Genomic DNA, 2,222 nt, shown 5'->3' with positions numbered 1-2,222 from the left:
CCGCCGTGACCGCCTCGCGGGCGGCGGTGAGGGCGGCCTCCGCCTCGGCCAGGGCCGCCCTGGCCGCCTCGTGCCGGCCGGCGAGTTCCTCGTCGCCGGCGTCGAGACCGTCGACCTCGGCCTTGAGGGCCTCGTACTCCTCCTGGGCGGCCACGGCCCGTTCCTGGGCCTCGTCCCTGGCTGCGGCCAGCCGGTCGATCTCGGCCTGGGCGGAGGCGGCGCGCGAGCGGGCCGCGTTCACCTGGCCGCCGAGCCGGGCCAGGCCCTCGCGGCGGTCGGCGATGGCGCGGGCCGCGTCCTTCAGGCGGCGCTCCTCGGCCGCGAGTTCGCGTTCCAGTTCGGCGCGGTGGGCGACGGTGTCGTCGAGTGCCCGCCGGGCCGCCTCGAGGGCCGCCTCCAGCTCGGCCTCCTGCTCGCGGACGCGGGCGGCCTCGCGCTCCAGGTCCTCCGGGTCGCGCCCGCGCCGCTCCTCGGGCGGCGCGGAGGCGGCGCTCTTCACGCGCGCGTCGGCGAGCGAGATCGTGCCGCGCACGCGTTCGGCGAGCTGGGACAGCTCGTACCAGGTCTGCTGGGCGCGCTGCAGGCGGGGGGCGAGCCGGCGTACCTCGTCCTCCAGCAGGGCCTCGCGCCGCAGGGCCTTCCTCAGCTCCTGCTCGGCGGCTTCCCTGCGCTCCTTCAGGGCCGCCTCGTCGGCGATCTCGGTCTTCAGGGCTTCCCGGAGGCGTACGAGGTCGTCGGCCAGCAGGCGCAGGCGGGCGTCGCGGAGGTCGGCCTGGATGACCGCCGCCCGGCGGGCGACCGCCGCCTGGCGGCCCAGCGGCTTGAGCTGGCGGCGCAGTTCGTCGGTGAGGTCCTGCACGCGTGCGAGGTTGGCCTGCATCGCGTCCAGTTTCCTGAGCGCCTTCTCCTTGCGCTTGCGGTGCTTGAGGACCCCCGCGGCCTCCTCGATGAAGGCGCGGCGGCCCATGGGGTCGGCGTGCAGGACGGAGTCGAGCTGGCCCTGGCCGACGATGACGTGCATCTCCCGGCCGATGCCGGAGTCGGACAGCAGCTCCTGGATGTCGAGCAGGCGGCACGTGTCACCGTTGATCTGGTACTCGCTGCCGCCGTTGCGGAACATGATCCGCGTGATGGTGACCTCGGCGTACTCGATGGGCAGCGCCCCGTCGGAGTTGTCGACGGTCAGCGACACCTCGGCGCGGCCGAGCGGCGGTCGCCCGGTGGTGCCGGCGAAGATGACGTCCTCCATCTTGCCGCCGCGCAGCGACTTGGCGCCCTGTTCGCCCATGACCCAGCTGAGCGCGTCCACGACATTGGACTTGCCCGAGCCGTTCGGACCGACGACGCACGTGATCCCCGGTTCGAACCGGAGCGTGGTCGCCGAGGCGAACGACTTGAACCCTCGGAGGGTCAGGGCCTTGAGGTGCACGGCCTCGAACTTTACCCGCCGCCGCTACCCCACTTCATGAACCCGCGCAACCGCGCGGTTTCACGCGTGAACGGGCAGGGCACATCAGACGTTAAGACGGTGAAAGGATGCGCGGGGCAGGAAGGGCGGGGGCGGGAAGGAGCGGGGGAAAGAAGGAAGGGACGCCGGGGCGTCCCTTGCAACTCTGACAACTGGGCGGTTGATACGGGCAGCCCAACCACCGTGCCGTTGTGCGATGCAGTGATCAGGTGAGCGCAGGCTCCGCCTGGTGTGCGTCGACGCGCTCCATGATCCTGTCGTGAGAAGCGGCAGCCGCCAGCGCGTCGTTCTCCGCCTGGATCCGTACCAGCTCGGATTCCAGGTCCTGGACGCGCTGCTGGAGCCGTCGCATCTCGGCGAGGAGTCGAGGGTCGGAGCCGCCGACGTAACCGAGAAGCGCCTTTGCCATGATGGATGGTCCTCCACACTGAGTGACCGACCGAAGCGGTGTGGGTCGTGAGGGATTCGCACCCGTGGTGCTTGGCACTGTTGAGTTGTGCTGCCGTTCATCCATGCCAAACAGCCGAGGTGCGCGGGCTTTCAGCGTCTCACCAAAAAGTTTGACGGTCAACACGATCACGCCCCGTATCGACGGGTGTCCCGGGGGCGCGCGACCGGAAAACGGTGGCGCTGCGACTCCTGCGGGCCCTTCGGGGCGTGGCGATCATCCTGCCCTGCGGAACCTGCCACGGCAAGCGTTTCTCGGCAATCACCTGCTCGTTTTCCCTCCGGGCGGGATCCGGTGGCGGCCTCC

General features: G+C 71.1%; 2 protein-coding genes. Both read right to left on the bottom strand.

Annotated elements, in window-relative coordinates:
• Window positions 1-1,429, bottom strand: a 1,429-nt coding sequence (locus RH94_RS44550; protein WP_234426039.1) for a chromosome segregation SMC family protein, incomplete at its 3' end; no start/stop codon positions are given.
• A gap of 244 nt (window positions 1,430-1,673) precedes the next feature.
• Complete coding sequence (locus tag RH94_RS25270; protein ID WP_018567931.1) at window positions 1,674-1,877, bottom strand: hypothetical protein; 204 nt, start codon at window positions 1,875-1,877, stop codon at window positions 1,674-1,676.
• Window positions 1,878-2,222: the final 345 nt, after the last annotated feature.

This window comes from Streptomyces kebangsaanensis, from assembly GCF_001906585.1.
GTDB classification, from domain to species: domain Bacteria; phylum Actinomycetota; class Actinomycetes; order Streptomycetales; family Streptomycetaceae; genus Streptomyces; species Streptomyces kebangsaanensis.
The sequence above is the reverse complement of the archived record's forward strand: the minus strand, read 5'-3'. Positions and strand labels throughout refer to the sequence as shown.